This is a genomic window from Sulfuriferula thiophila (assembly GCF_003864975.1).
GTDB classification, from domain to species: Bacteria; Pseudomonadota; Gammaproteobacteria; order Burkholderiales; family Sulfuriferulaceae; genus Sulfuriferula; species Sulfuriferula thiophila.
On the sequence record NZ_BHGL01000046.1, the window covers coordinates 392215 to 415669 of the forward strand.

A 23455-nucleotide genomic window follows, 5' to 3' on the forward strand; every position below is an offset into this window, starting at 1 on the left:
CACGACAACATCTACGGATTAACGCATGAACGCCCCAGACAAAGTAATAAGCGACGCACCCAAGGCCATTTTTTTAAAAGACTACACCGCCCCACGCTACCTGATTGATACAGTTGACCTGCACTTCGACCTGCATGACGACTATGCGCGGATCACGTCACGCCTCAGCATACACAGCAACCATGAGCACTCGCAACAAAACCAGCCGCTTATCCTGCAAGGTGAACGCCTCAAGCTGATCGCGGTAAAGCTGAATGATCAGCTACTGACTGCCGGGCAATATCAGCTTAATGAAGACAGCCTGACTATTCTCGATGTACCGGCAGGCTTCACGCTGGAAATAGTGACCGAGGTAAAACCTCAGGAGAACAAAGCACTGGAAGGATTGTATAAATCCGGCGGGCATTTCTGCACCCAATGCGAAGCGGAAGGGTTCCGCAAGATCACCTACTTCCTCGACCGTCCGGACGTAATGGCCAGATACACCACAACCATCGTCGCCGACAAAAAATATCCGCAACTGCTCTCCAACGGCAACTTGGTGGAACAGGGCGAACTGGAAGACGGCAGACACTGGGCGAAATGGGTAGACCCGTTTAAAAAACCCAGCTATCTATTTGCACTGGTAGCCGGCGACCTCGCACACCTGCACGACACGTTCATCACCCGCTCTGGCCGTAGCGTCAGCTTGCGCATCTACGTCGAACAGCACAATCTGGACAAAACCGCGCACGCCATGCACTCGCTCAAACAATCCATGCGCTGGGATGAAGACACCTTCGGCCTGGAATACGATCTGGATATCTACATGATTGTGGCGGTGGATGACTTCAACATGGGCGCGATGGAAAACAAGGGGCTGAACCTGTTCAACTCCAAATACGTGCTGGCCAAGCCGGAAACGGCCACCGACGCGGATTTTGACGGCATCGAAAGCGTGATTGGTCACGAGTATTTCCACAACTGGACTGGCAACCGCGTCACCTGCCGCGACTGGTTCCAGTTGAGTCTGAAAGAAGGCCTCACGGTGTTCCGCGATCAGGAATTCTCTGCGGACATGTCATCACGTGCGGTAAAACGCATCAACGACGTGCGTTCACTGCGCACCGTGCAGTTCCCGGAAGACGGCGGCCCCATGGCGCACGCGGTGCGTCCTGATTCCTACATCGAGATCGGCAATTTCTACACCAGCACCATCTATAACAAGGGCGCGGAAGTCATCCGCATGATGCACACTCTGCTCGGCAAAGCCGGTTTCCGCCGCGGCATGGATTTGTATTTCGAGCGTCACGATGGCCAGGCAGTTACCACGGATGATTTTGTCAAAGCCATGGAAGACGCCAATCAGCGTGACCTCACCCAGTTCCGCCGCTGGTACACGCAGGCGGGCACCCCGGAAATCAGCGCCGCCGGTGTGTATGACGCGGCCACGCAGAGCTACACACTGACGCTGACGCAAAGCTGCCCGGCGACACCGGGCCAGCCCCACAAGGAGCCGTTCCACCTGCCCATTGCCATGGGTCTGCTCGACGCACAAGGGGCAGATATGCCGCTGCAACTCGAAGGCGAAGACGCAGCCACTGGAACCACCCGGGTGCTGGAGTTGCGTGACGCCGCACAAACATTCCGCTTCATCAATGTCGCCCAGCCGCCACTGCCATCGCTGCTGCGCGGCTTCTCCGCTCCGGTCAAACTGCACGCCCATACCAGCCGGACGGAATTGGCTTTCCTGCTAGGCCACGACAGTGATGCATTCAACCGCTGGGAAGCGGGTCAGCGCCTCGCCGGGGAAATCATACTGGGCCTGGTCGCTGCCTATCGTGACGGTCAGGCCATGACGCTGGATGACAGCTTCGTGCAGGCCATTGCCAAAGCGCTCCACAGCAAGCTCGATCCAGCGGTGGTCGCGCAGTTGCTGACATTGCCGAGTGAACTTTATCTGGCGGAGGCCATGACCACTGTCGATGTCGAAGGCATCCATCTGGCACGTGAATTCGTGCGCAAAACGCTGGCGCAACGCCTCAAAGCCGATTTTGAGCAAGCGTACCGGGCTAACAGTGTCCCCGGTACATACCGTTTCGATGCGCAAAATGTTGCCAGGCGCAGTTTGAAGAATCTCGCCCTCAGTTACCTGATGACACTGAATGAACCGGCTGCGCGCGCCCTGTGCATGCAGCAATTCAACAGTGCGGATAACATGACCGACAGCATCGCCGCGCTGGCTGCGCTGAGTAATCAGGACTGCACGGAACGCGCCCTTGCCCTTGCCGCATTTTATGACAAGTGGCGGCATGATCCGCTGGTGCTGGATAAATGGTTCGGTCTGCAAGCCATGTCCCAGTTACCGGGCACGCTGGCCGAGGTGCAGGCGCTAGTGCAACATCCGGCCTTCGAGATCAAAAACCCGAATAAGGTGTACTCACTGATTGGCGCCTACACCCGTTCCAACCCGATACGCTTCCATGACATATCAGGGGCAGGCTATGCGTTTCTGGCGGATCAGGTATTACATATCGACACATTCAACCCATCGGTTGCCGCACGCATGCTGGGTGCGCTCAGCCGCTGGCGCAAATTCGATGCAACCCGTCAGGCATTGATGCAAGCGCAATTGCAACGCATCATCGCCCAGCCGGGATTATCCAAAGATGCCTATGAAGTGGTATCAAAAAGTCTGGCGTAAGCGAACATCCTAAAATTATTCAGTAACTTAGCAGCGCCCCTTGCTCATCGCAGAGCAAGGGGCGTATGCACTACCACCCAAGACAGGCAATCTGTCTCCTGTCAGAGACGTTGCAATCACGCTGCAACATATTGTTTTTTATAATTATTTTAATAAAAGCCAATTACCGCATGTCGCTTGGAAACGACAAAAAACCGCCATTCGCCCCGCAAAAACCCACATAAATAAACATAACCTCATGTTTATTAAAATAATAATTAATTGGCATATATGTTGCGATAACTAGCCTTGTGCTGTGAATCACACAACACCGAGACAATACGCCAATCTGACATTATTAATGAGGACTATATTCATGTTCAAGAAACTCATGCAATCGAGCAACCACACGACCCAGCAAGATGACACACCGAAAACCCATTCGGATATGAACAGAATAACCACAGCAATACCGGCGACTCCAGCTCCAGCTCCAGCTCCCACTCTCGAAACTCCAGCAGCAACCCCGAAAGCCGCCCCGCCCCAGGAAGAGGGCAACAAACTCATTGTAGGACCCAACATCAAACTTAAAGGCTCGGAAATCACGGACTGCGAAATTCTGGTGGTAGAGGGTCGTGTGGAAGCCTCGATGAAGAGTCGCCACATCAGAGTTGCTGAGGGTGGCGTATTTTGCGGCAAGGCGGAAATCGATGTCGCCGAGATACGCGGTCATTTCGAGGGTGAACTCATTGCACGGAAACGGCTGGTAATCTATGCCACAGGCAAAGTCACCGGGCAGATACATTATGGTTCAATGACGGTTGAAGAAGGCGGCATTATCTCCGGCACTATCGAGGCAATTACACCGGAAAGCATACCGGTCAAAACACCGGAACTTGTCACGATAACGCCAGCGGAACCGGCTCCCAGCACGGTCACCCGGCTCGGGCAAGCGTACCCTTCCCACCTGCTCTCCAAGCACATGGCCAGCAAACGTCAAGCCTGATTCCCGCGCAGTAATGCAAAGCGCCTCTCTGGAGGCGCTTTTTTTATAACTCTATGTATGTTCCTACAGGAAAATCAGGCCGCTTCCCGGTCGACGTGTTTCTTTGCCTCATGCAAATTGCTGATCAATGACTGGAGCGAGGCGGCTGCCAGTTGCTGGTGCGACGGTTTGCGCGGAATAGTTTCCCGTTTGATCTCACCTTGCGTGTTACTGTAAATCAGTTGCTGCGTCTCAAAATCATATTCGGGCAATTGCTGGTTTTGCCACTGGGTCAAAAAATTCACATAAAACGGGGTAAACAATCCTTTGCCTGGCTGATCCTTGCGCAGCTCAAACATGTACTCTGGCCATTTGCTCGCATCGGCACTGTAGCAATATTGCACTTGCACATAATCCCCGGCCACCACCAGCCGCCAGAATGGCACCGCATCATAAAACCGGAGACGCACACGCTTACCCTCGGCAACCAGTTTTGTCAGATAATGTATCGTCGCCTCAACTTCCTGGCGATATGCTTTGCGTGCAGCCTCAGGATTGGCGCTGAGCCGGGTACGTTCATAAACTCCGCTACCGGCAGGATGCATCAACAGCACGCGAACTTCATTGCACTCATTCAGCACACTTCCAACCCAGCTATCCGTATCCAGCACTTCACGCCCTGTCAGTGAAAGTATGGATACCTCTCGCGTACCCTGTACATGCTTGCGTACCTCCCGATCACGCTGCCGGGTCAGCCAGTCGTTACCCTCTCCGGGATGCGCCAGCGCAGTCTGTGCGTTGAATTTGAGTCCGCGCCGGCTATCCCACACTATTTTGGAAATGTTAAACAGCAATACCAGCAAGGCAGCAAAAGCAACCTCGCTCCCCATCAGTAATCTGGCGTTACTTTCCGCTTTCGGCCACCCGCTATACAAGATGTGCTCAGCCACAAAGGGCAAAGAAAAAGCGATACCAACGGCTAACAACGAGATCGAAACATGGGATAAAAGATGCCTGAAGCTATGCGCCAGGCTGGGGTGCCGGTTTGTTAACATTGCATTACTCCTCAATTAATATAACCGCACTGCAGTCGGGGACTGATTTACTCTGCATGACTGACGCTGATTCAATTCACGGCGATGGGATTGCCATGCTCCAGCAGAATACGCTCACCGACCCGGTAAGCAGGTTGATGATCCAGATAAAACGTGCGGAAACCGCCTTCATCCATGCTGACATGCACTACATAACGTAGCGGGCGGCTATTTTTTCCGGTATCTGCACCTTCAGTGGCACTGACTCCGGTCGTGTTGGCAGCCATTTCTGACATGCGTATCGACTCCACCAAACCACATGTACGGCAAGGCACTTTGATTTGCGCAGACTTCTCATCAGCCACCGTTAACGTCAGTGGCGTAACGGCTGCAACCATACTTTGCATGAACGGTGTGCGTTCCTGAGAATTCGCATAGGGTATCCAGCCAGTCATGGCAGCAATACCGAGCAAACTGAAAGCGGTTACCGAGACGCCCGAAACCACAAGCGCGGGGTATAAAATCGCACTGGATTTTTCCATTACAAGCTCCATTGATTTATGCAGATGAGTGTGACAAGAGGCAAAATGACGAAGACAACTAACATGTAACCACGCTGGCGCAATCCGACAAGAGGCTCTCATTGATCAACTCTTCATAACAAGATTATTGATAACCTTGTTCACTCCTTCGACACCGGCAGCTATTTGACCTGCTGTTGCAATCTGGGCAATAGCAAGCTGCTTATTACTGTCGTCAACAAACCCGCTAAGCTGCACAATCCCTTTATAGGTTTCGACATGAACCTGCAGACCTTTGACCACGGAGTTTTTGAGCAGGCCGGTTTTAATCTTGGCAGTCAGCACGCTATCATCAATAAAATTGCTGACTTTTAGATGGGCGTCGACAAATTCAGCCTTGCCAAACTCATCTGAATTCAAGTTACCATCATGGTTGATATCCGCCACTTCAAAAGCTTTGGTCAGCATGCCCAGCGCCAGAGCTTCTTTAATACTGACCTGACCATCATGATTAGTATCGTAGCGCTCAAATACGGTAACTTCAGGTGTAGGTGAAGGGGATGTAGCCGCGCGCGCCATACCGACTGCGCCAATGATCAACACCAGACCTAATACGGTAGTCTGAATGGTTCTACTGGGTAACGCTTGGGTAAGAGTGTTCATTTGATGCTCCTGAATATGCAGCAAAATTGCTAGACATAATCACATGAGCACTTTCCATACCAACAAAATTTATAATTAATAAACATATAGTTACTGTATGTTTATAAGAGAATCTTACCGTTTTAGTGTCTCTGACAGGCGACAGAACAACTCAACAAAAATCAGTAAGCTATTGAATAATATAGAATAGATATTGTCGCCGTGCGGCGACATAAATGGAAGTTAATCAGCAGTACGTTTGAAAACAGATGCATCCAGATTGTGTCTTTGCAGTAATTTATAGAATTCGGTGCGATTACGTTTAGCCAGGCGCGCCGCTTGCGTCATGTTACCTGCAGTCATTTTCAATACACGAACCAGGTAATCTCTTTCAAACTGCTTGCGCGCATCTTCGAAAGACACCAGCTGCTCCTCATCCTTATGCATCGCCTCATACACCAGCGCCGACGAAATCAGCGGCGTAGTGGACAATACAACGCATTGCTCAACCACGTTCATCAACTGCCGTACATTACCCGGCCAGGAAGCACCCACCAGCAACTCCATCGCTTCGGGGGCAACGCCATTGATAGGCTTGTTATATTTTATGGAAAGCAAACCAATAAAATAGTTGGTAAGCAGTGGAATATCTTCACGCCGCTGCGACAACGGCGGGATCAATAACGCGACCACATGCAGCCGGTAATACAGGTCTTCGCGAAAATTACCTGCCTCAACTTCCGCTTTAAGATCGCGATGGGTCGCAGAAATAATACGCACATTAACCGGTATGGTCTGCCCTGAACCAACTGGCCGCACCTGCCGTTCCTGCAGCACGCGCAGCAACTTGACCTGCAGCAGCAGCGGCATATCGCCGATCTCATCCAGAAACAGCGTTCCGCCCTCTGCTTCCTGGAATAAGCCTTTATGATCGCGTACAGCACCGGTAAAGGCACCTTTTACATGCCCGAACAGCTCTGACTCCAGCAACTGCTCCGGGATAGCCGCACAGTTCACTGCCACAAAGGGCCGATGGCTGCGCTTGCTGGCATCGTGAATGGCATGGGCTAGCAACTCTTTGCCGGTGCCGCTTTCACCATGAATCAGTACGCTCGCATCGCCTTCTGCCACCAGTTTTGCTTTGGTCAGCAGATCCTCCATGGCAGCGCTCTGGGTAATGATATCCGCACGCCATGTGCCGGTCAGTTCATCATTTTGACTGTAGAGGCTGGGTGACAGCCTGAGCCCTTTGGCTACTTGCGCCAACAGCGCCTTGCTGTCGAAGGGCTTGGACAGATAACCGAATACGCCACGCTGTGCTGCCGCGACCGCATCCGGGATGGTGCCATGCGCCGTCAGAATGATGACGGGCAACGTAGGTGTCGTACGATGAATGTGCTCAAACAAGGCCATACCATCCATGCCACTCATGCGCATATCGGTGATTACCAGCTGCGGACGCGATACATCCAGTTGGTTAAGCGCGGCTTCCGCACTGGGCGCAGTTTCGACCTCATAGCCGGCAGCCGACAGTCGCATGGACAGCAACTCCAGCAAATCGGTGTCGTCGTCAACCAGCAGAATTTTAGGATTAGATATACTCATAACCAGATACCCGGAAGATCAGTGCTGATCTCTGCGCATAAGATTTTTTTCCATATTCTTAATAGCCTCGACTTTATCCTGCAATCCATCAGCACGTTTTTTTTCATCTTTCCATTTCTGTGACAGGTCATCCGTCAAACGTTGTTGCTCGGTGAGCGTCACACTGAGTAAATTTGCCAGTCCGCGGAGACCGGAGGTTGTTGATTTGGTATCTTTCAGCAACTCATTGGCCATCTCCAGCGCCGTCGCGTTATCGTGAAATGCTGTATTGGGCAGGGTAAGCAGTAACGCAACCCGCAACCGGTTCACATCGGATTTGGATTGCCCCAGACTCTGGCGCGCCTTGTCATATTCCCTGGCAAGCTCGGGAGCCGACTGTTTACGCTGATAATCATAATACAGTAATAACTCATCCGTCTGGCTGGCCATCAATAAGGACGGCGCCCAGCTCCCATTCACTGCACGCGTCTGGCCAGGCAGATTTGCACAGCCACTCAGCACCGCCAACATCATTATGGGGAAAATCCATTGCTGAAAAATTCTGCTCATACCTCACCTTTTATGTCACGCACAGGCAAATTAAGTTGGAAGTGTGCGCCCTCGCCAGCCGGTAACAGTGCAATGCTGCCGCCATGCGCGAGAACGTATTCCCGGGAAATCGACAAACCCAGCCCGGTGCCTTGAGTAGGACCGTCAGGTGCGCGCCGTCCCTGGAAAAACGGCTCAAACAACCTCTCCCGGTCAGCTTCATCTATCCCCGGACCCGCATCCGTTACATCCAGTTGTACTGCATCGCCAAGCTGTTGCGCAGCAATCCTGATAAGCCCGCCGTGCGGTGAAAACTTTACCGCATTCGACAGCAAATTATCCACCACTGTTTTAATCTTCTGCTCATCACACACCAGTGTCAGATCGGGGATCGCAAGATCAACCTGCAAGGCTTTGTTCATGATGGCAAGCTGCTGATCCTGCAACACTGCATCGAGCAGTTCAGCCAGTTTTACCGTTGTTTTGTTTAATGCGGATTTTTCATATTGCAGCGCGCTGAAACTGAGCAAATCTTCAATGCGTTTTTGCAATTGTACACTGTTGGTATGGAGGATATTGGCCACCTGCTGCTGTTTGGGATTCAACTCACCCACGATACCTTCCGCCAGCAAATCCGAACCTTCACGTAATGCCGTCAGCGGTGTTTTCAGTTCATGCGAAACATGCTGCAGAAATTGGGTCTTTTGCTCTTCCAGCCCCAATAACCGCCGACGCATCCAGTCCAGTCGATCACCGAGATACTTTAAATCCTCCGGCCCTTCTACCTGAACAACCTGCGACAACTGACCCTGCCCCATCCTGCGGATAGCATCATCAATCTGCCGAATCGGACGTGTAATTAATACCGAAAACCCTGACGCCAGCAGAATCGCAAACGGAATCAGTGCCAGTAATTGCCAGCCCACCACCGCCCGCGCATGACCTGCCATCGACTGCATCGCATCCACCTCATGCTCGATGAGCGCATAGCCTGCTGTGGAATACAAACGAGCTGCATCCAGCAACGGTCCGAAATCACCAACCAAATCATGCAATCCATCTGGAGTCTGCCCGGACGCACTGACCTGCTGAAATATGCGCTGTTCAGACTGCTGCAACCGCCCTAACGACTGCTGTTGATCAGCATTTAATGAGAGTTTTTCCAGCATGGCTGCCGCATCGGCAAATTTCGCATGCGCACGGAAATACCCTTCGAGCAAAGTCGCGTCATTCAAGATCACAGTTTGCCGCACGCTGCGCTCCATCGCCGTAATTTCATCAGCCAGCACGCGACTGCCATGTGCAATTTGCGCAGCCTGATATACCGCTTTGCGACTCTGATTCGCCAGCTGGTCAATTGAAACCGCACTGTTAATCAACGCCACGATCAGCGGCAACGCCACCAGCGAAAAGCCTATCAATATCAGTTTTAAAAATGATTTTGGATTGCGTCGCAATAAACCAAAATAGCCGGCGTCAGGTTTCTCCTCCTGCCCGGCATGCGCCGCACGTACATCCATTGTGTATCCCCTTATCTACACCATCGCTGGGCTGTAATCGGCAAAAAAACGTATCGCATCTACTGCTGGCATGGGCCGACTTAAGTAGCAGCCCTGAATCATGTCGCAACCATGTAATTTCAGGAAAGCCAGCTGCTCAGCGGTTTCCACGCCTTCAGCGACCACCTCCAGTCCCAATTTATGCCCCAGGGAGATACTTGCCTCAACAATTGTGCTGACATTGGCATCATGCGGCAAATCCTGGACAAATATCTGGTCGATTTTTAATACGTCCAGAGGGAAGCGTTTGAGGTAAGCCAGTGACGAATACCCTGTCCCGAAATCATCAATCGCCAGGCGCACACCAAGTGCATCCAGTGCATTCAAAATCTCGCCTGCAGTTTGCACATTCTGCATAACCGTACTTTCGGTGATTTCGATTTCCAGATGCTCAGGCATCATACCCTCCTTCTGCAAGGCATCCTTTACCATCTGCACCAATTCACGATCAGCGAATTGTCGAGCTGACACGTTGATCGATATCCGTATCGGCATCTGCCCTGCTTCGCGGCAGCGGCGATAATGCGCGCACGCCTCACGCAATACCCATGCTCCTACCTGCAGTATCAGCCCGGTATCTTCCAGCATCGGCACAAAATCGTCTGGAGAAACCAGCCCGCGCTCCGGATGCTGCCAGCGTATTAACGCCTCAAAACCTGTCACATTACCGCTATTCAGATCCATCTGGGGCTGGTAATACAAAACAAATTCACCGCGTTCCACTGCACGGCGCAGATCGGTTTCCAGCGCCAGTAATTCCTGTCCGCGAGCGTTCATATCCGGCGCATAAAACTGGTATTGATTACGCCCTATTCCCTTGGCACGATACATGGCCGCATCTGCATTTTTCAGCAGCGACTCCGGATCGCTGCCATCATTCGGATAGATGGAAATTCCGGTACTGAATGCGACATAAACATCCTGCCTGGGAAGGTGAAATGGCGTTCGCACAGCTTCCTGAAGTTTATGCGCGATGGCTGCCACATCTTCAATAGCAGCAATCCCGCCCACGACGATGGTAAATTCATCACCGCCATAGCGTGCCAGCAAATCATTTGGCCGCAAGCTATTACGCAAACGTTGCGCCACACCGCATAACAGCGCATCCCCGGCCACATGTCCCAGACTGTCATTAATGCGTTTAAAATTATCCACATCAAGAAACAGCACCGCCACCATGAAATGATAGCGTTCGGCCCGGGACAACTCGCGTTCCAGATAATCCTGCAACAATATCCGGTTAGGCAACCCGGTAAGCGCATCATGCGTCGCCTGAACCTGCAGCTCGGCTTCAAATTTTTTCCGTTCAGAAATATCCCGGGCTATCGTTGAGAAATATTTCAGATGCGTATCGTCACCGGCATGGGTAACCACTACCTGAGAAACCGGTATTTCCTTCCCGCTATGCCCGAGTAACGCGCTTTCACCGTGCCAGACGCCATCACGGTGCGCGGAAGAGAATGTCTCCGTCAACAACTGCTGTGCAGCCCATTCAGGATAACAGTCAAATATCGTTTTGCTTGCAATATCCTCGCTATCTCCCCACCCCAGCATTGCCCGACCGGCGTTGTTTAAATAACGCAACTGCCCATCACGATCCATAATTGCCACAAAATCTGTCGTCGCTTCGAGAATTGCCAGCAATTGTGCCCGCGCTTCTTCAACATGGATTCTGTCTGTGATATCCCGCCCGGTTGAGACAAAATGGGAAATGCGATTTTCACTGTCGAATAACGGCCGAATCACTTTTTCTTCATAAAACCGCGAACCATCTTTACGGGAATTGACCACGGTGTTCTGGAATGTATTTCCAGCCAGTATGGTTTCCCACATTTGTTTGAAAAAGGCATCATCATGCCAACCCGACTTGACCAGAACCGGCGTATGGCCAAGCGCTTCAGCAGCGTTATAACCGGTCAGACGCTCGAATGCAGGATTGACATACTGTATCTTGCCTTCAGCGTCGGTAATAAACACGCTATCCGCTGCCTGCTCTACAACCAGCGAAAGTTTACGCAATCTCTGTTCAGCCTCACGCCGTTCTCGCCGCAAAACCGCTTCAGCCAACTCACGATGAACAGCCGGCACCAAGCGCGCCCAATTCCCTTTCATCACATAATCCTGAGCACCAGCCTTCATGCCATCCACTGCGGTTACCTCACCAATAGTGCCTGACACAAAGATAAACGGTATATCAGGATCATGTCGCTTTACCATTTCCAGTGCCTTTGCTCCGTTGAAGCGCGGCATGGTGTAGTCAGAAAACACAATATCCCAGGATTTTTCCATGGCTGTCAGCATTGTCTGCTCGGTATCCACCCTGCACCAGTCCAGAGCAAATCCGGAATTTTCCAAATAATCCACCAGCAACAAGGTATCATTTTCAGAATCTTCAACAATCAGCACACGCAGCATCACCCTTCCTGCAGCGGAAATTTGCGATGCATCATCTGCCTGTTCAGCCATGATAACTCTCCTTATTATGATATTTTGTTGGTGCTCTTTTAGTTTGGCTACATCTGCGGCGACTGATTAATGAGCAACCAGTAGAGCCCTAGCTGGCCTGCCGCTCTGACAAACTCGTCAAAATCCACCGGCTTGCGCACATAACTATTTGCGCCCAGCGCATAACCTTTGAGCCTGTCTTCCTCTTCATTGGATGAGGTCAGTATGACCACCGGTTGCAGAGATGTACGCTCATCGGCGCGAATGCGCCGCAACACCTCCAGACCGTCAATTTTGGGTAATTTGAGATCCAGCAGCACGACGGCAGGATGATCATGCGGATCCCGCCCGGCATAACTGCCGGTGCCAAACAGATAATCCAGCGCTTCTACGCCGTTACGCGCCACCACCACGGCATTACCTATCTTGTTCGTTTCCAGCGCATGCAGCGTCAACGCCTCATCATCCGGATTATCCTCGACCAGCAATATAATTTTCTCTTTCATCAAGCCTCCGATGCTAATGTGAAATAGAAAGTAGTCCCTGCATCGACTTCGCTTTCAGCCCAGATCTGTCCGCCATGTTTATGAATAATCCGTTGCGCCGTTGCCAGACCCACCCCGGTTCCGGGAAATTCCCGTGCATCATGCAAGCGCTGGAAGACACCAAACAATTTATCCGCATAAGCCATATCAAAGCCGGCACCATTATCACGAACAAACCAGGTTGGCTGCTCATGCAGCATCATGACGCCAAACTCGATATTGGCCACGGCGCGTTGACCGGTGAATTTCCAGGCATTGCTGAGCAGATTGTCCAGCACTACCCGCATCAACCTTCTGTCTCCATGCGCTGTCAAGCCTGGCCTTAGCGTGAATTGCACTACACGCTCGGGGTCCTGTTTACGAAGCTCTGCCATGACTTCCTGAGCCAACTCACTCAGATCGACTTCTTCACGCAACAGTTCCACACGCGTAACGCGAGACAATTTGAGCAGATCATCAATGAGCATGCCCATATGCTGAGCGGCACGGCGTATTCGTTCCAGGTAGTCCTGCCCCTTAACCCCTAATTGCTCGGCGTAATCATGATGCAAAATGCGGCCAAAACCATCTATAGCACGAAGCGGCGCGCGCAAATCGTGCGACACGGAATAACTGAAAGCCTCAAGTTCATGATTAGCCGCTTCCAGTTCGACCGAACGGTTACGCAGGCTGTCATTCAACAACTGCAACTGTCGCTGTATCTCTTTACGTTCAGAAATATTTTCAATCACGCCATCAAAATAAACGGTGCCGTCTGCCCCCGTCTTCATTACGGCGGTGATAGCAGCCCAGAATACACGCCCCTTTAATGTGACCAACTCTATTTCTTCGCCACTGACATAGCCTTGACGGATGATTTTTTCGCTAAAGGCCTGACGCTGATCAGGATAACGATATAGTTCCGCTACCGAGCAGTTAAAAAACGCCTCTTCCGAATTAGCCTCGAACATCGTTATCATTGCCGGGTTGGCCTCCAGAAAAACCCCTTCTGAACCGGCTGAGTTCCGGTAAATACCCACAGGCAAGTTATTGACCAGATCACGATATCGTTCCTGCGCTTCGCGTTGCAAGTGTTCAGCCAGTTTACGGGAGGTTATATCGCGAATGATCGCTGTCACTATCATGCCTTGAGGTGTTTGCAGGGGGCTCAAACTGATTTCAACCGGAAACTCGCTACCATCCTTGCGCCGCCCATACAAATCGAGCCCCTCGCCCATAGGACGGGAATGAGGGTTTGCTTGATAGCCTGCCCGATGTTCAGGATGTGCTGCACGCAATTGCTCGGGTACCAATATCTCTACAGGCTGGCTCAGCAATTCTTCGCGCGAATAACCAAAATAGTGTTCCGCCTGATCATTAACCAGCTCAATCAACCCATCGCGATTGACAATCACGATGGCATCCGGCGCAGATTCAAGCAAACCACGGAACCGCACTTCACTGGCGCGCACAGATTCCTCAGCCCAGCGGCGGCGCGTACTGTAATAAACAATGGTCCAGCTAGCCACCGCCAACATCAATTCCAGCACGCCGAACACTATCCACAGTCGTCCGGATAAGCTAGCGTTTTTCGCAGCCAGAAACATTACTGGCTCATGAGCAACCAGCAGCCACTGGTCTGATGTAACCACCTTGGGGTCGCCATTCAATCGCCCAAGCTGAAGTGGCGCGATCTTGGCATAGGTATACAACCCCTGATCAGTCGAGAACTGCCCCGTTTGCCCGCCTGTGCTGATCAATTGCCACGCTTTGGCATCCTGTGTTTCCAGGCGATGGTGATTGCGCTGCGGATACATGAATCCCCACTCATCCTCAGGACGTGGCCCAAGCAACCAGTACCCGGCTGAATTCAGCAGCCACATCTGACCTTGCTTGTGTTCAGCAGCAGCGATCTTGCGAATACGATCAGTCAGGCGCTGCCCCAGATAGTTCAGAACTATCACGCCGCGCTTGTGACCGGACTGATCAAAGACAGGGGTACCGAAACGTATCATGGGTTTTATCGGCTGCTCGATCTTCCCATGTTCCACATTAAGATCCAGAGGCGACACATAGATCTCGCCGCGTTCCAAAGCAAGTGACTTGCTTACGTAATAACGATCCAGTTTATTTTGCAGGTCTGCGTGTTGTACGATGGCAGGATGGCCGTCATTCCAGTTGATACGGATAAGCTCCTGCCCATTCTCGTCCAGCAACCTTAACTGATCGTAAATCCCCTTACGCATGACAAACGCCAGAAATTCCGCGGCCAACGCTTCCCGGCTGCTCGGTTGATTGACAGCAGCATCAAGCTGTAAGGAGGTGATGTCCCCCAGATACAGCAGATCCGAACGAACCGTAGCTAACCCCAGGGTACTGGAATGAAGTGCAAGCTGGACTGCCTGTTGTTCGGCAGCCTTTCCAAGTGCCTGTGAACTACCCGCCTGCACACCATAGAAAGCCCAGATAATACCGGCTAACAATAAGGTAAGTGGCACCCAGAGCAGCAAAAAATGCAGCAGTAACTGTCGATGCTGCTTAAAATCAAGGAGCCAATTCGCCATGTGATAACAACCTTTGTGATTATTAACTACAGGAACATTTGCATGGAGACCTTTGCACGATGTAGCGAGCGCAGTTCAGATGAGGCGGAAATCAGCAAAAAAGCGGAGTGTACAACTAGTACATGAGCATTTTTAGCTGATTTTCAACGAAATATGAACAAGCGCAGTAATCGTGCAAAGGTCTCGTATGGTTTTATTTAAGCAGAAACCATAGCCAAATACCACAGTATTTTAGTCGGGCTTATGCACCATAATAATGCAGGTATTTGAACTACGCAATTCCAAAACCAGAATAGATAAAACAGTTCAACACGCTATTCGAGCTATGTGAACGTAAGTGATCGGCGTTGAAGATAAATAACAATGGAACATGCGTGCATTGCGCACAGCGTCAGTTATGACATTGACACAGCTGCCCTGACCGGGCAGCTGAATGAAGCAACCTGATTTAACGCACGGTGACTTTGGCCTCACCATCTGCCAGCTTGCCAATCACGCAGGCGTAGTCAAAACCTTGCTGCTTGAATACCGCCAGTACCCCGTCGACTGCATCGGGTGCACACGTCACCAGCAGGCCACCGCTGGTTTGCGGATCACATAGCAGGTTTTTCTGCCAGTCCGCCATACCCTCCGGCAGAACAACATCGTGACCATAACTATTCCAGTTACGCGCCGCGGCACCGGGTGCATAACCTTGTTTAGCCAGCTCCAGCGCGACTGGTAATACAGGCAACGCAGCAAAGTCAACTTCAGCCGCCAAATGCGAGCCCCGACATATTTCCAGCAAATGCCCCAGCAACGCGAATCCAGTCACATCGGTCATGCCATGCACATCGGCATTGTCCACCAGCGTCGCACCCGGTGTGTTGAGCTGGGTGGTGCTCGCCACCATTTGCTGATAACCGGTATCGGACAGCTCACCCTTCTTCAACGCCGCGCTCATGATGCCGATACCCAGACCCTTGCCAAGTATCAGTACATCACCGGCATGCGCCTTGTTATTACGTTTCACTTTATCCGGATGCACCAGGCCCAGCGCCACCAGCCCGTATATAGGCTCAGGTGAATCAATGGAATGCCCGCCGGCAATCGGAATCCCGACTTCGGCACAAACGGACTCACCGCCGGCGAGTATGCCCTGGATCACTTCTACCGGCAGCTTATCGATAGGCATCCCCACGACTGCCAGCGCAAAAATAGGGTATCCGCCCATCGCATAGATATCTGAAATGGCGTTAGTTGCGGCGATGCGCCCGAATTCATACGGATCATCGACGATAGGCATAAAGAAATCGGTAGTCGCAATAATGGCCTGGGTGTCGTTCAAGCGATATACTGCAGCATCATCACTGGTTTCCGTTCCCACCAGCAGGTTTTTATTGATCAGTCGGCTAGGCATTTTAGCCAAAATCTCACTCAGCACGGATGGCGCAATTTTGCAGCCGCAACCACCGCCGTGAGAAAATTGTGTCAGTTTAATTTTGTTCATATTTTTAAGGTAAGGCATTGAGAAAAAGCACCCCCATTACCGTAGCACAGTTGACCGAGTTTGACGAGATTATCGACGTACGCACGCCCGCCGAATTTGCGGAAGATCATATTCCCGGCGCGGTCAATTACCCTGTGCTCAGCGACGAAGAACGCGTCATCGTCGGCACGCTGTACAAACAGGTCTCCGACTTTGAAGCCAAAAAAGTGGGCGCGGCGCTGATTGCCCGCAACATTGCCAACCATCTTGAAGCTCACTTCGCTGACAAGCCAAAATCCTGGCGCCCACTGATTTACTGCTGGCGCGGCGGCAATCGCAGCGGAGCCATGGCGCATATCCTCAATCAGGTAGGCTGGCGCGCCGGCAAACTGGATGGCGGCTACAAAGCCTACCGGCGCACGGTACTGGATGAACTGGAAGTACTGCCCGCGAAATTTCAGCTTATCGTGGTGTGCGGATTGACCGGCTCCGGCAAGAGCCGGCTGCTGCAGGCCCTGCACGCCGAGGGCGCGCAAGTCCTGGATCTGGAACAACTGGCAGCACACCGCGGTTCCATCCTCGGCAATCTGCCCGAAACTGCCCAGCCCGCGCAAAAGATGTTCGACAGCCTGATCTGGTGGCAATTGCGTCAGTTCGATCCGACCCGGCCGGTATACGTCGAAGCTGAAAGCAAGAAAGTTGGCAAATTGCGTGTGCCGGAAGCATTTATTCAGGCTATGTGGCAAGAGCCGAAATGCCTGCGCATGGAAATCAGCAGTCTGAATCGCGTCGAACTGCTGAAATCAGAATATGAGCACTATTTACTCGATCCGGACAGCCTGAACAAAAAGCTGGAATTTCTCACGCGCACCTATGGCCACGAACAGATCGGCAAATGGCAGGCACTGGTCAGCGCCGGAAAATGGGATGAGTTAGTGCTGGCGCTGCTGGAAAAACATTACGACCCGGCCTATACCAAATCCATTACGCATCATTACCCGGATTACGACAACGCTGCCAAAATTGATGTGACGGACATCAGTGAGTCCGGCATGCTCACACTCGCCCGGAATATCCTCAAACAACACTAAAAATGTAACCTTGCGCCATTAACCTGTCATCCGCACCAGGCTTATTTCATATCCTCAGTAAAATAAAGCTAACGCATAACAGCAGGTAATGCCCGTCAGCTAGCTGACAACTGGCTATGACATAATCACGCTGCTCGATTGATGGGGTAAGGTGGCAGGATGAGTCCATTTAAAAAATTTCTGGTGCGATTGACGCGACCACGCGCCATGAGCCGGCATTTCCGCCGCTTATCGATACTGGAAACCATCATTGGTACTGGTGTAAGCAAGGATGTGCCACCCTCTCTGGCACACACCCTGTCCACAGCAGCACGCACCGACATTGAAACGTTATTACGCGAGCTGGACACGCATCCGGATGGCCTGACTGATAACCAGGCCGACAGGGTACGCGAGCGTGTCGGCGTCAATGAGATCGAGCACGAAAAACCGCCATCCGGCTGGCTTCACCTGTGGCACAGCTACCGCAACCCATTTAACCTGCTGCTCTCATTACTGGCGCTGGTGTCCTATCTGACGCACGACATGAAAGCCACCATCGTCATTACCAGCATGGTGCTGCTTTCTACCCTGCTGCGCTTCTGGCAGGAATCCAAATCCAACAAGGCCGCAGATCAGCTCAAGGCCATGGTCAGCAACACGGCAACGGTATTACGGCGTGACCTTGCCGCCGATGCCGCAGCAGATGCACAGCGCTACTTCAATATAAAACTGCATCCCAAACCCGCCAGCCGGGTGGAGCTGGCCATCAAGTATCTAGTACCCGGTGACATCATCATACTGTCAGCCGGTGACATGATCCCTGCCGACTTACGTGTACTCAGTGCCAAAGATCTGTTTCTCAGCCAGGCAGCCATGACCGGGGAATCGCTGCCGGTAGAGAAATTTGCTCACCCTGGTAATCCGCAGATCACTAACCCGCTGGACCTGAACAACATCCTGTTCATGGGCACCAACGTGGTCAGCGGTTCAGCCACCGCAGTGGTAGTCGCTACCGGCAGCCACACCTATTTCGGCGCGCTGGCACAACGCGTCACCGCGACTGACCGCGCCCCGACTGCGTTTCAGGCAGGTGTCAACAAAGTCAGCTGGCTACTGATCCGCTTCATGCTGGTCATGGTACCGCTGGTGCTGCTGATCAACGGTTTTACCAAAGGTGACTGGGTTGAGGCGTTCCTGTTTGCGATGTCGGTTGCCGTCGGCCTGACTCCGGAAATGCTGCCGATGGTCGTCACCTCGACGCTGGCAAAAGGCGCAGTGGTGCTGTCCCGCAAGAAGGTGATCGTTAAACGCCTGGATGCCATTCAGAACTTTGGCGCAATGAATGTGCTGTGTACTGACAAAACCGGCACGCTGACTCAGGACAAGATTTTCCTGGCGCGCCATACCGATGTGTTTGGCGAAATATCGGATAAAGTGCTGGGTTATGCCTATCTCAACAGCTATTACCAGACCGGTCTGAAAAATTTGCTCGATGTGGCAGTGCTTGAACATGCCGAGGTGCACCGCGAGCTGAATGTCGTGCAACACTATCGCAAAGTGGATGAAATCCCGTTCGACTTTCAGCGGCGGCGCATGTCGGTCGTCGTATCAGAACGCGATGACCACCATGAGCTGATCTGCAAAGGCGCGGTTGAAGAAATACTGAGCATATGCAACCGTGTCCAGCATGGCTCGCAAGTGGAGGCACTCACGCCGGAATTGCTGGCACAGGTTAATGCCTTGACCGCGGCGCTGAATGCCGAAGGCTTGCGCGTGGTTGCCGTGGCCATGAAAGAAACGCCACCGACCAAGGAGGTTTACAGCGTCGCCGACGAAATCGACATGATACTGGTCGGCTACATCGCCTTTCTTGATCCGCCCAAAGAATCCACTGCGCCGGCCATTAGCGCCCTGCAGGCCCACGGCATCACCGTCAAGATACTTACCGGCGACAACGAACTGGTGACTGCCAAAATCTGCCATGAAGTGGGACTGCCGATGAGCGGCGTCGTGCTCGGCTCAGACATCGAGGCGCTGGATGACAAGCAAATGGCGCTACTGGTTGAACAGCACAATGTCTTCGCCAAGCTCTCCCCTGCACACAAGGAGCGCATCGTGCGCCTGCTCAGAGCGAATGGTAATGTCGTGGGATTCATGGGCGACGGCATCAATGACGCGCCGGCGCTGCGTGCCGCCGACATTGGCATTTCGGTGGATACCGCAGTGGATATCGCCAAGGAAGCCGCCGACATCATCCTGCTGGAAAAGAGCCTGATGGTGCTGGAGGAAGGCGTTATCGAGGGCCGCAAGACCTTCGTCAACATGCTCAAATACATCAAGATGACTGCCAGCTCCAACTTCGGCAATGTGTTTTCAGTACTGGTGGCCAGCGCTTTTCTGCCATTCCTGCCCATGCTGCCGCTGCACCTGCTGGTGCAGAATCTGCTCTACGACGTGTCGCAAGTTGCCATTCCATTCGACAACGTGGATGAAGAACTGCTGAAGCAACCGCAACACTGGAAACCCAGCGACATCAGCCGCTTCATGATCTATTTCGGCCCGATCAGCTCTATTTTCGACATCACCACCTACGCCTTCATGTGGTTCGTATTCCAGGCCAACACGCCAGCCAGCCAGACCCTGTTCCAGTCCGGCTGGTTTGTGGAAGGCCTGCTCTCCCAAACATTGATCGTACACATGATACGCACCCGCAAGATCCCCTTCCTGCAGAGCCGCCCAGCCGGTTTACTGATTTTCATGACACTCTGCGTAATGCTGTTCGGTACCTTTATCGTCATGGGACCATTTGCGCATTACTTCAAATTGCAGGCATTACCACTGACGTACTTCCCGTTTTTACTGCTGGTATTGATCGGTTATGCGGCGTTGACGCAACTGATGAAAGGCTATTATGCGCGACGCTTTGGCTGGCAATAGGAGGTCTGTAACTGTTTGTTCATAAAGCAATCGTACACTAACTCCAATCCCACATAGATAATAAGGGTCAAGGTTATTTACCATGCTGCCAGAACAAACCGATGCTAACGAAATCAAGACCTTAGCCCGGCAATTATCGACCTTACTCGACACCACGCTTGCCTCCCAATCCGAGTTGTTAGCTAAATGGCAACCTCATCTGCACAATCCGCATTACCAGCCCAGCGCCGCCAATCTCGCTGCTTACATAAGTTTACGGCGGCATGATCTGCGTCAGCTGCAAAGCCGTCTGAGTCGCATCGGCCTGTCATCGCTGGGGCGCTGCGAAGGCCACGTGATTGCAACACTGGATGCCGTTACGTATGCGCTGGCCATGATGGACAGCGCGACGACATTAGCGTGTCCTCTGCTGGATATAAATCGTGCGATGACCCGCGATCAGATGCTGTTACGCCACAACACCGCTCAACTATTTGCCAATACCCAGAACAAACATGGCACGCTGATGATGGTTACCCTGCCGGGCGAGGCGGCGAGTGACTATGATGTCGTGCGCGAAATGCTGGAATCCGGCATGGATTGCGCGCGCATCAATTGTTCGCACGACGATGCCGACGCATGGCAGCAGATGGTGACCCATATTCGCCAGGCTACGCAGGAAACCGGACGTAACTGTTTAGTGATGTTCGATTTATCCGGCCCTAAATTGCGCACTGGCACGATGGCTGCCGGCCCGGCAATCCTGCACATCAAAATCAAGCGCGATGACATGGGCAACCTGCTGCGTCCCACTCAAATCATCCTTGATGGCTCAGGCAACCCCGGCTGCCCGGCCACCGGCGACAAATCCGGGTTGATAGCCCCTGCACGATTAAGTGTTGCACCTAAATGGCTGCAAAAACTTAAACCAGGCGACCGCATCAAGTTTCATGATGTACGCAAGCGCAAGCGTGAATTTGTCGTCATGGAGCAGATCTCCAATATGGAAGTCATGGTCAGTTGCAAAGAGGGTGCCTACATCCCCCCGGGCACTGTACTCGAGCATGTCAATGCCAAACACCAGCACGCCAGAGTTGTCACCGGAGTCTTTAACGCACCCCCGCAACGCATCCATGTCATGCAAAATGACGTGCTGCTGCTGACCCGCGAGCAATTGCCGGGACAAGTTGAGCAACGTGACAAAGCAGGCAATATCATTACCCCGCCGCGCATTTCCTGCACCGAACCCGAAGTATTTTCCTTTCTCCAGCCTGGCCACAGCGTGTGGATAGATGATGGCCGCATCGGTTGCCTGACCGAGCATATCGACACCGAAGGCGCCTGGCTGCGCATCACTCAGGTGCGACCCAGCGGCGAGCACATCGGTGCAGAAAAAGGCCTTAATTTCCCCGACAGCCAGCTCAAGTTACCTGCGCTCACAGCAAAAGACCTGCGTGATCTCGATGTCGCCGTGCAGTACGCCGACATCATCGGCTTATCCTTTGTTCAGCACGCCGCTGATCTGGACTTGCTGCACACGGCACTGGCGCAACGCAATGCCGCTCACCTTGGCATCATCGCCAAAATCGAAACGCGCGAGGCCGTTAAAAATCTGCCCGACATCATCATCCGTGGTGCGGGTCGGGGCGCATTCGGCATCATGATCGCCCGCGGTGATCTGGCTGTAGAAATCGGCTACGAACGATTGGCGGAAATACAGGAAGAAATGCTGTGGCTATGCGAAGCGGCACACATTCCGGTGGTGTGGGCAACACAGGTACTGGAAAGTTTGGTGAAACTGAACCTGCCATCCCGTGCCGAAATTACCGATGCCGCCATGTCCGGTCGCGCCGAATGCGTGATGCTCAACAAAGGCCCGTACATCCTGCATGGCATGTCCGTATTGCGTGACATCATCGCTCGCATGCAATCGCATCAAGACAAAAAAACGCCGCAGTATCGAGCGTTGCATTGGTAGCTTACGCAACACCCTCCAGCGGCAATTTAAACCTCGCCTCACCGTTATGATGACTAATGAAATCGCAGGAACAGACTTGGCTTAACAATCATTAACCACATGGATATATAACAATCAGGCCGGCAAAGCAGCCTCAAGCGCTTTAGCCAGAGCAGCATAATCCTGTTTGGAACATGGCACAAACTGCTTAATTGCTGATGGGATCAACGTCTGCAATCCATCAATTGCCGGTGCCGGCAATGACAGCATGGTTTGTGTAATTGCACTCCCATATTTCGCTGCCAGCTTGTTATGCACCAACACCGTGAAACCCGGCGTGCTGGTCAACGGATACCAGGCTTCATACTTGCCTGTGGCTATCAAACGATTGGCGTGCACGGTGATAAAAGCCCCCGCCTGCACCACACCCCGATCCAGCAGATAAGTAATAGCCTCCTGGTTTTTAACGGTTTCTATCATTGAAGCCGGGCCAAGTTTATGTTCGGCAACTACTTGACGCCCCATCAAACCAGGCCAGGAATCAGACGATGTCATGGCAATACGTTTTACGGTTTCACCTTTACGCTTGACCATAACACCGGATAAAAACTCCTTTACACGCACTACAGGTTCATAACCGTGCTGCATCGCATGAACGGCCAATGTCGGTGGCACAAACAACACATCTGCATGGTTGTTATCGATTACGTTTTCTATCAACGGGAAACTGCGATAAGACTCCGCATAGACCTTTTTGCTGGTTTTAGCGGCAATAGCGGAGGTCATGGGGTGGGTCAGGTCGGTAAATGTTCTCGAATCAATATCTGCAGCAGCAGTGCCTGGGAAAATCGCCATGATCATGTCCCCGGAACCTGACAACAGCAAGGCACTGGCTGAATGGTTGGCAAGCACTGTCGTAGCCGTTAAGGCTTGCAGGAAAAATCGTCTATTCATCACTCACACCCATACGCG

The 23455-nt window shown here is 52.3% G+C and carries 16 protein-coding genes; 5 read left to right on the plus strand and 11 right to left on the minus strand.

Annotation, left to right across the window (positions count from 1 at the left end):
• Positions 1-25 precede the first annotated feature (25 nt).
• Together pepN and EJE49_RS13600 are read left to right on the plus strand one after the other, a co-directional pair.
• Positions 26-2683 (plus strand): aminopeptidase N, encoded by a 2658-nt coding sequence (gene pepN, locus EJE49_RS13595; protein WP_124951723.1) that lies wholly within the window; start codon positions 26-28, stop codon positions 2681-2683.
• Between the two features lie 355 nt (positions 2684-3038).
• Positions 3039-3668, plus strand: a complete 630-nt coding sequence (locus EJE49_RS13600) for a bactofilin family protein (RefSeq protein WP_223246967.1) — start codon at positions 3039-3041, stop codon at positions 3666-3668.
• Between the two features lie 74 nt (positions 3669-3742).
• Here EJE49_RS13600 and EJE49_RS13605 read toward each other — a convergent pair whose 3' ends face one another.
• The 10 genes from EJE49_RS13605 to selD form a co-directional block, all read right to left on the minus strand.
• Positions 3743-4702 carry a hypothetical protein gene (locus EJE49_RS13605; RefSeq protein WP_124951725.1) on the minus strand — a complete coding sequence of 320 codons (960 nt, stop codon included), beginning with the start codon at positions 4700-4702 and terminating at the stop codon, positions 3743-3745.
• 71 nt (positions 4703-4773) lie between these two features.
• Positions 4774-5223, minus strand: coding sequence for a hypothetical protein (locus tag EJE49_RS13610; protein ID WP_124951727.1), 450 nt, complete (start codon positions 5221-5223; stop codon positions 4774-4776).
• Between the two features lie 105 nt (positions 5224-5328).
• Positions 5329-5865: a BON domain-containing protein gene (locus EJE49_RS13615; RefSeq protein ID WP_124951729.1), complete on the minus strand. Its 537-nt coding sequence runs from the start codon at positions 5863-5865 to the stop codon at positions 5329-5331.
• A gap of 222 nt (positions 5866-6087) precedes the next feature.
• Positions 6088-7449: a sigma 54-interacting transcriptional regulator gene (locus tag EJE49_RS13620; RefSeq protein ID WP_124951731.1), complete on the minus strand. Its 1362-nt coding sequence runs from the start codon at positions 7447-7449 to the stop codon at positions 6088-6090.
• A gap of 18 nt (positions 7450-7467) precedes the next feature.
• Positions 7468-7998 (minus strand): dihydrolipoamide acyltransferase, encoded by a 531-nt coding sequence (locus EJE49_RS13625; protein WP_124951733.1) that lies wholly within the window; start codon positions 7996-7998, stop codon positions 7468-7470.
• On the minus strand, positions 7995-9497 hold the full coding sequence (locus EJE49_RS13630) for a sensor histidine kinase (RefSeq protein WP_124951735.1): 1503 nt from the start codon (positions 9495-9497) through the stop codon (positions 7995-7997). The genes EJE49_RS13625 and EJE49_RS13630 overlap by 4 nt, the downstream gene beginning before the upstream one ends.
• A 15-nt stretch (positions 9498-9512) precedes the next feature.
• Positions 9513-12002, minus strand: coding sequence for an EAL domain-containing protein (locus tag EJE49_RS13635; RefSeq protein ID WP_124951737.1), 2490 nt, complete (start codon positions 12000-12002; stop codon positions 9513-9515).
• Positions 12003-12049: 47 nt separating this feature from the next.
• Positions 12050-12487: a response regulator gene (locus EJE49_RS13640; RefSeq protein ID WP_189941936.1), complete on the minus strand. Its 438-nt coding sequence runs from the start codon at positions 12485-12487 to the stop codon at positions 12050-12052.
• A complete protein-coding gene (locus EJE49_RS13645) occupies positions 12487-15069 on the minus strand; it encodes a PAS domain S-box protein (RefSeq protein WP_124951741.1) in 2583 nt (860 codons plus the stop codon). The genes EJE49_RS13640 and EJE49_RS13645 overlap by 1 nt, the downstream gene beginning before the upstream one ends.
• Positions 15070-15517: 448 nt before the next feature.
• Entirely contained in the window at positions 15518-16558 is a 1041-nt protein-coding gene (gene selD, locus EJE49_RS13650) for a selenide, water dikinase SelD (protein ID WP_124951743.1), read from the minus strand.
• 17 nt (positions 16559-16575) lie between these two features.
• On the opposite strand from selD, the gene mnmH reads away from it, so the two are divergent.
• The 3 genes from mnmH to EJE49_RS13665 all read left to right on the plus strand — a co-directional run bounded on the left by mnmH (position 16576) and on the right by EJE49_RS13665 (position 22504).
• Entirely contained in the window at positions 16576-17628 is a 1053-nt protein-coding gene (gene mnmH, locus EJE49_RS13655; protein ID WP_189941938.1) for a tRNA 2-selenouridine(34) synthase MnmH, read from the plus strand.
• 159 nt (positions 17629-17787) lie between these two features.
• The gene (gene mgtA, locus EJE49_RS13660; protein WP_124951745.1) at positions 17788-20547 is read left to right on the plus strand and encodes a magnesium-translocating P-type ATPase; all 2760 of its coding nucleotides are present in this window, start codon (positions 17788-17790) and stop codon (positions 20545-20547) included.
• Positions 20548-20629: 82 nt separating this feature from the next.
• Positions 20630-22504, plus strand: coding sequence for a pyruvate kinase (locus tag EJE49_RS13665; protein WP_124951747.1), 1875 nt, complete (start codon positions 20630-20632; stop codon positions 22502-22504).
• 114 nt (positions 22505-22618) lie between these two features.
• Here the strand turns inward: EJE49_RS13665 and EJE49_RS13670 are convergent, their stop codons facing one another.
• On the minus strand, positions 22619-23437 hold the full coding sequence (locus tag EJE49_RS13670) for a PhnD/SsuA/transferrin family substrate-binding protein (RefSeq protein ID WP_124951749.1): 819 nt from the start codon (positions 23435-23437) through the stop codon (positions 22619-22621).
• Positions 23438-23455: the final 18 nt, after the last annotated feature.